The organism is Paramuribaculum intestinale, assembly GCF_003024925.1.
Taxonomy (GTDB): domain Bacteria; phylum Bacteroidota; class Bacteroidia; order Bacteroidales; family Muribaculaceae; genus Paramuribaculum; species Paramuribaculum intestinale.
Genome location: NZ_PUED01000135.1, coordinates 1 through 6,909, shown reverse-complemented (window position 1 = coordinate 6,909; position 6,909 = coordinate 1). Strand labels below are relative to the sequence as shown.

Genomic DNA, 6,909 nt, shown 5'->3' with positions numbered 1-6,909 from the left:
CATATATACTACGTAATAGTCGGGGATTTCATTCAAAATGAAGTAAGAAACCTCATTCTTCTCAGCCTCCAAGTCTATCTTGAAAGTAAACCGGGCCTTTATTTGATTATTTTCCTGATTAAAATGATATAAAGTGTCGGAATAAGTCAACGAAATCGGGAAATCCGGAGCAGATCGGTATGACCAGACCTCGTTCTCAAGCCCTTGTTTTGCACCATTTGACACTAATTTCGTGGCAAGCTGATCCACATACACATACTGTATGCTATCATTATTGAGATTAATGTTTGCACCATTGAATTTAACCTCATCACGATCCTTAAGCGCTATATGGAATACCGATAAAATGGAGTCTGACCGCAAGTACATCTTGCCCTTGTTTATCCAAGATGGCAGTTCAATTTTTCCAACGTATCGACCGGAAAAATCATATTTCAAAATCTTCGGTCCCACAAACGGCAACAGATATATCACACCATTCCGTTCATCTATAATGCAATCTTTTATACTTGTGTCATATTCCACCGGCCCCGAGCCATAAGATCCTAATTCGGTGATAAATTTTCCATCTTTATTAAAAAGAAGGATCGGTCTATTATCGTGCTGTCTTATGACAATATAGTTATCCGAGAAATGCATCCATTGACACTTAAAATAAGCTTCCTCATTGTTCTAAAATCTAACGATTCTAATCGAATCCATGAGGGTGCTGAATTTCACGTCTAATGTTTGGTCGACATCACCATAGTCACACACCAATATTTGCGAATCATCGACATTGATCACATCTACGTTTTCGACGCCGGATTTACATCCGAACATTGCCAAAAGAACCACCGATAAAAGTATCGATCTAAACATAATATCTTGCATCTTAAAAACTTATCCTCATTTGGTCAAACATATTTACAGGAGCCTGAGCACTACATACCACCACCCTTTAAGGTGGTTCATTCATGGTTAGTCATCTCTCTGTCATATACAGCACTTACTGTAATCCAATGTCTTTCCATTTGTGAATTAATCACCCTCAAAGATATATATAGAAATTAAGATTCACAATCTTTTTCTATAGAAAATTAAAAAAAACACAAATACCTGAAAATATGATTATTATAAAAGAGGCATTTGCTAGTTCTAATCTGCCTTATCCCGAACCGTTACCGCCAAAAGGTTAGTCGCCGCAGCTGTCCAATCCGAGTTGTATGGCCTCATCCTCTTCATTGAACGCAGAACATTCGGAGCGAGCCGGAATGCGTTTTATGAACTTTGCAGGATTGCCGGCCACGATTGTATCGGCGGCAACGTCCTTGGTCACGACACTTGCAGCTCCTACCACAGCATTATCGCCTATGGTGACGCCTGGAAGCACCGTCGCTCCGGCTCCGATCCATGCGTTTTTACCGATGTGGACGGGCTTGCATGTGATTATCTGCCGCTCATAAAGGTCATGATTGTTGGATATGAGCTGTACGTTAGCGGCTATCATCGCGCCGTCGTCAATTGTTATCCCTCCGGCCGACATCATCAGACATCCGGGCATCACAACCACATTTCGCCCGATCTTGACCATGTGCGGTCTTACGGCTGTCAGAGGAGTGCCGACTGTGCTCCCTTCGCCCATTGAGGGAAAGACACTGTGCATCAGTTCGTCATACTCGGGAGTGCCGGGCATTGTGTGGTTGAATCTGAATATGAGTTGAGCCTGCTCATTGGCAAGAGCCAGTTCTTCAGGCGTCTGCTTTGTCACGTCTATTTTTACTTCAAGAGCTTTTTTGCGATAATTGATTTCTTCCATACAGATATAACGATTAGCGCTGCCATTATTGCTTAGACTTGCCCACCGGAGGTTCGGTGAGAGTTATTCTGACAACCGTGGTAATGCCAAGACTCCGGGTTATAGCCTCATCAAAACGATCCATATATTGTGGAAGGAAACGCTGACAGATCAGTCGCAGTGCCTCAATCTTTTCACAATCATTATCGACAATCTCAGCTTTGCCGACAGCTATGGCTGAATGGTAATATTCCGTATAATTATTCTTCTCTTCCTCAAATTTCGGAGTGCACTTGCTTACTGCCGACAAGCTCACGACCGGATTTACTTTGAGGCAGTCAAGTTTCTCGCCCTCTCCGGCGCAGTGGAAATAAAAAATCCTTTGATCTTTTCGGACAAGCGACAGCGGCAATCCATAAGGGGTTCCATCCGTACGCGTCATGCTGACGGTTACGTATGGTGCTTTGTCAAACACCTCCAGAGCCCATTCCGAACCCTTCTGCCTGCTGGCTTTTCTCATCGCTTTCATTTCTTATTTTTTTGATATTTTTCCTTGACTATATCATAGGCGCGTCGCACAAGCGAATAAATCACGCTGTCCGAAACATCACCGTTCAGGTTGAGCTGTATCCAGTGGCGCAGGCTCTGGTTCAAAGGATCGCTCACCGACGCATGATTCATGCGTATTTCCTCGACTTCATCGGGAGTGGATTTCACTGTGACGGAAGTGAAGTCGTCCATATCCGCGAAACAGAACATGTGATCAAGCACATAGAATACCAATATGGAGTCATATCGGCGCGCAAACTTCCCAAAAGGAGTTTTCTCCGTCACGTCATCCATCGAAAGACAGTAATCTCTGATATCCTCAATATTCATAACCCGCATCACTTGCATTCATCTCATTTTGAACCATCTTCAACCGACACCGGCAGTCCGTCATCCATCCACTCGATGATTCCGCCTGTCAGATTGACGACCCTGTATCCGAGTTTTGCAAGCGATTCTGCCGCCTCCATTGAGCGCCGCCCGCTTCTGCAATACACCAGCACAGTAGTATCTTTTGACAGCTCTTTTTCGGCCTGTAGCTGGAAATCATCCGACTTTACATCTATGTTTATCGCTCCGTCAATATGTCCTTCGGCATATTCCTGAGGCGTGCGGACATCAAGCAATATCACCGAGTCGGCCTTGAGTTCCTTTTCAAATTCCGAAGCCGCAACAGACACAATATTGTCTGTATGGCTGCATCCGTATGACTGTATGGCACACATCACTATAATTATCAGATTGATAAGTTTGGTTTTAATCATTTAGAATATATTGCTGGATATTATGATTGTTCCGACTATGCTGACTACCCTGCACCACCAGACGATCAGCCATCAACCCACTTCATTTACCATATTTCCGCTCAAAAATATCGAAGTGTTCCTCACCCCATTTTAGCATCAGATCAATGATTGGCATCAATGATAGCCCGAGCGCAGTGATTTTATATTCGGAGCGCGGAGGCAGTTCCGGATAGATTGTCTTCATGACGAGACCGTCCTCCACCATCTCCTTGAGCTGAATGTCGAGTACCCGTGGAGCGGCTTCCGGCAGACATTTGTGTATCTCGCTCGGTCGCTGCGGCTCGCCGTTCCTCAGTTCATCGAGGATACATGATTTCCACTTCGACTCAATCAGACTCATTGTAAGCCGTAACGGGCAGTCAAGATCCACCGGTATTTTCTTTTCGTATGCCATCGTTTCTGTTTTATTTTTCTGTCCGGTTGCAAAGTTAGCCAATAACCGCCTAATTTCCATATACCGAATAAATTTTCGGTATCTGAATAATTTTTCGGTACTTGATTTTAGCCAGTTACAGGCGTAATTTTGCATTCAGTTATCGCCTTGGCTTTTTGCCTTGGCAACAAATATCTTCTAATTTATAAACTTAAAATTATGCGAGACAAAATCAAGGAATACGAAGCGGTGGCTCATGCCGCCGAAAAGTTTGTGAAGAGTGTAGCCGAAGGCAACAGCGAGTATGCAAAAACTCTGTTCACCGACGACGCCGTGCTGTTCGGCATACTCAATGGCACAGTTGAGCGCGGCTCTATCGAACAGTTCTATCGCAATGTCGATACCGTAGGAGCAGGTGACGTATTCAAAGCTCGCATCGACGTGCTCGCCGTAGAAGAAACCGTTGCCGTGGTGCGTGTCCTCGAAGAGGGCTGGGGCGGATCAATCGACTTCACCGACTTCCTCCTGCTTCTGAAACTCGATGACGAATGGAAGTGCGTGGCCAAGGCCTACAACCAAAACTCAAACACCATCATCAAGTAAAAATCCTTACGATCGATGGCAGTGCGTCTTCAGGATGCGCTGCCATCGCACTTGATGAAGTCATCCAAGCACTCCACCGGATACAGAAAAAAAATATGCTTCCCAGCCATAGTTCTCATGATTTTTTATACCTTTGTCTTTGTAAACCAATCTCCCACCACCCTACAATCAGAAGATTATGAAACACTGTGCGCATTACCTGATCTCATGCCTGAGTGCGATCGCTGCTCTATCCTCATGCTCCACGTCTGTAAAAACCGAACCACCTGCCGAAATATATTTCACCGACAACATCACGGTATATCCCGCCGATGCGTTTACCCCCGACAGCATCACCGCGTCCGTAGTGATCGACGAAGTGATCGGCGCCATGTCGATTACTGCCGGCAATGGACTGATAGCGGTCAGTACGCCTCGCGACGAACCCATGGTGAAGATCTACACCTCAACAGGGAAACCGCTCGGAGCTTTCTGCCACAGAGGCCAGGGACCCGATGACTTTTTCAACACCCATATATTTCGCCCCCACATCTCTGAGACCGGCGACACTTGCCTATGGATCAACGACGTGACCGGTCAGGCTCTGAAGCGCCTCAACATCAGTCTGAGCCGTCGCGAGGGTCACACAAAGGTCGACTCCGTGGCACCTACAGCATTCGGCGCCATAAACGCACTTATTGCGGGCGACATCCTTGTATTTGAAATGATGGACAATGATGCCTATAAGCTTCGATACCGCAATCTGGCAGAGCTGACCGACACACTTCATACGGAGCAGATGTACATATATCCATCATCCGACTTCTACGCCTACACCGGCAATCCTGACGTATCTCTCGACGGGAAACATTTAGCCATCGGAATGTCATATTTCAATCAGCTCAACATCATCACTCTCCCCGACATGGAACGCAGCGCCGTATCCGTCGGCAACCTGAAGAAATATGACAACTGCTATAATTCAGCCGAAAGAATGCCTAAATTCTACGCTTACGGCAGCACTACATGCGGCAACAATGACGTGTATGCCATCTATTATGGCATGGCCGAAGGTGACATCGCTCCTGAAACGGAACAACCCGTCGGCACCACCATCCACGTGATCACGTTTGACGGCACTGTCAGAAAAATACTTGCCGCGCCCGAACAGCTCCAAAGCATATCATTCGACGAAGACACTGCTACGCTTTATGGCATCGGCGCCGACGAACGTATATATAAATATGACTTGAACGGCCTGAACTGAACCGCAATGAACCTACTCGAAGCCATCAAAGAGCGTCGGTCGGTAAGAAGCTACGATGGCAATCGACTGACCGACCTACAGATCGCCACACTGCTGGATGCAATCAACGAATCATCCTCACCGTTTGGAGGCCGGCTCACCATACGCCTGAAAGAATTCGATCTCCGCAAAGGCTACCGCCCCACCACCTACGGCATGATCAAAGGCGCCCGCCATTTCTTCCTGCTCGCATCAGGCGCCGACGGAGAGTCAGCGCTCAGCACCGGATTCCGGTTCGAACAGATCGTGCTCAAAGCATGGCAGATGGGTTTGGGCACGTGCTGGATCGCCGCCACATTCAAAGGCTCTGACTTCGACCGGGATCAGACATGGCCCGAAGGCGAAACGCTCCGCATAGTCTGTCCGGTAGGAACGGCGGCCCCACCGACAGCCACAGAGCGACTGACACGACTGGCGCTTCGCAGCGCTAACCGGCTCCCGTTCGACCGGTTGTTCTATCACACAGACTTCCACACCCCGCTTCACAAAGACAACCGTTTTGCCGAACCGCTCGAAATGCTTCGGCTCGCACCATCATCCACCAACTCCCAGCCATGGCGGGCACTCGTCTGCGACAACCACACCGTCCACTTCTACTATCGTCACAAGAGCGATATCTCGCTCATCGACTGCGGCATCGGCTTCTGCCATTTCCATAAAACGGAAAAGTTCCGCGGCCATGACGGGATATTCTTCAAAGCCGACGCCACCCCTGCCCCGCCCCGCGACTGGAAATATCTCATATCCTACACCACCGCCCCCGCCTGATCACTCTACAAACGGTAATACTACTTGATTTGAGCGAGGCGACCAAGCAACCATCTGTTGATGACTTCACTGGCGCTTTCGAATTGCAAATTGCGCCTGAAACTGATATTTTGACTGCAATTTGTTTGACTTTTGCGCAAAATAACGTAAATTTGCGTTGAAGCCTATTTAAGAACAACTCGTATTTATCTATATCATGAACAGATATTGCCGCTACATCTTTATCCTGCTGACACTTTCATTCACAATGTCGGCAAACGCCAAATCAAAGTTCACCGCCGACATAAAAATGCGTAACGGTCACGAGTACTCAGGAGTAGAATTCACTACGCCAAAAAGCTGGGATAAAGAAGTGGCCGTCAAAATCAACGGAGAAAAATTGAAAATCAAAGGGGATTCTATCGACCACATCGTCTTCTGGCCGACAAAATATCCCGACAACCCACAGATAATATGCTGGCACACCTACGGCTCAATCGACAACAAAACCGGCGAATATAAGCCGAATTGCGGCCATAATGCCAAAAAGGGAGAGCCGTCCAAGCAATGGTTTGCAATTCATGCAGCAGGAGAACATGTCAACTTATGGTCATGTTTCAGCTCAATCAAGTTGACCGGAGAAACTGTATACTTTACCACCACTCTCAGCAGTCCATACTTCTTTCAGAAGCATGACGGTCTGTTTGTCCACATACCTTTCACCCTATTCAAGAGCGGCAAAACCAGAGAATGGCTTTCCACATTTTTC

10 protein-coding genes are annotated in these 6,909 nt (G+C 47.1%); 4 read left to right on the top strand and 6 right to left on the bottom strand.

Going from position 1 to position 6,909, the window contains the following annotated elements; genetic code table 11:
- The 6 genes from C5O24_RS09705 to C5O24_RS09675 form a co-directional block, all read right to left on the bottom strand.
- Positions 1–639: DUF4934 domain-containing protein (locus C5O24_RS09705; RefSeq protein ID WP_133165521.1), on the bottom strand; the 639-nt coding region annotated here is incomplete at its 3' end.
- A 535-nt stretch (positions 640–1,174) separates the two neighbouring features.
- Complete coding sequence (locus tag C5O24_RS09695; protein WP_107036533.1) at positions 1,175–1,798, bottom strand: DapH/DapD/GlmU-related protein; 624 nt, start codon at positions 1,796–1,798, stop codon at positions 1,175–1,177.
- Between the two features lie 25 nt (positions 1,799–1,823).
- On the bottom strand, positions 1,824–2,306 hold the full coding sequence (locus tag C5O24_RS09690; protein ID WP_237613045.1) for a pyridoxamine 5'-phosphate oxidase family protein: 483 nt from the start codon (positions 2,304–2,306) through the stop codon (positions 1,824–1,826).
- Complete coding sequence (locus tag C5O24_RS09685; RefSeq protein WP_107036534.1) at positions 2,303–2,656, bottom strand: MmcQ/YjbR family DNA-binding protein; 354 nt, start codon at positions 2,654–2,656, stop codon at positions 2,303–2,305. The genes C5O24_RS09690 and C5O24_RS09685 overlap by 4 nt, the downstream gene beginning before the upstream one ends.
- A gap of 23 nt (positions 2,657–2,679) precedes the next feature.
- On the bottom strand, positions 2,680–3,090 hold the full coding sequence (locus tag C5O24_RS09680; protein WP_202613088.1) for a rhodanese-like domain-containing protein: 411 nt from the start codon (positions 3,088–3,090) through the stop codon (positions 2,680–2,682).
- An 82-nt stretch (positions 3,091–3,172) separates the two neighbouring features.
- Positions 3,173–3,526: a winged helix-turn-helix transcriptional regulator gene (locus tag C5O24_RS09675; protein WP_237613046.1), complete on the bottom strand. Its 354-nt coding sequence runs from the start codon at positions 3,524–3,526 to the stop codon at positions 3,173–3,175.
- 198 nt (positions 3,527–3,724) lie between these two features.
- Between C5O24_RS09675 and C5O24_RS09670 the strand changes: the two genes are divergently transcribed.
- The 4 genes from C5O24_RS09670 to C5O24_RS09655 form a co-directional block, all read left to right on the top strand.
- Positions 3,725–4,108: a nuclear transport factor 2 family protein gene (locus tag C5O24_RS09670; RefSeq protein ID WP_107036535.1), complete on the top strand. Its 384-nt coding sequence runs from the start codon at positions 3,725–3,727 to the stop codon at positions 4,106–4,108.
- A 178-nt stretch (positions 4,109–4,286) separates the two neighbouring features.
- On the top strand, positions 4,287–5,354 hold the full coding sequence (locus C5O24_RS09665) for a hypothetical protein (protein WP_107036536.1): 1,068 nt from the start codon (positions 4,287–4,289) through the stop codon (positions 5,352–5,354).
- 6 nt (positions 5,355–5,360) lie between these two features.
- Positions 5,361–6,161 (top strand): nitroreductase family protein, encoded by an 801-nt coding sequence (locus C5O24_RS09660; RefSeq protein ID WP_107036537.1) that lies wholly within the window; start codon positions 5,361–5,363, stop codon positions 6,159–6,161.
- 247 nt (positions 6,162–6,408) lie between these two features.
- Positions 6,409–6,909 (top strand): hypothetical protein (locus tag C5O24_RS09655; RefSeq protein ID WP_133165520.1); only part of this gene is annotated, 501 nt, incomplete at its 3' end.